This is a genomic window from Jeotgalibacillus marinus (assembly GCF_040801915.1).
GTDB lineage: Bacteria > Bacillota > Bacilli > Bacillales > Jeotgalibacillaceae > Jeotgalibacillus > Jeotgalibacillus marinus.
On sequence record NZ_JBFMIA010000330.1, the window covers coordinates 1 to 227 of the forward strand.

1 protein-coding gene is annotated in these 227 nt (G+C 68.7%); it reads right to left on the reverse strand.

Annotation, left to right across the window (positions count from 1 at the left end; genetic code table 11):
• On the reverse strand, positions 1–227 hold a 227-nt coding region (locus tag AB1471_RS18055), incomplete at both ends, for an amidohydrolase family protein (protein ID WP_367781089.1).

Sequence of the window (227 nt, forward strand, 5' to 3'; positions counted from 1 at the left end):
GAACTGGACCTCGGGACAGGCCGCCACGAGGTCGCGGGCGACGCCGAGCTGGCGCGACTGTACGCAGATATCGAAGGTGAGGCCGAGTGGGGCGAGGCGGCGGAGGTTGTCGCGGAACACCTGGCCGGCGGAGAGATCGTCCGGGTCGGACTGCAGCAGACGGCGGATGCCCTTGATGCGGGTGTCCGCCGCCATGCGCTCGAGGTGCTTAGGGAAGTCGACCTCTT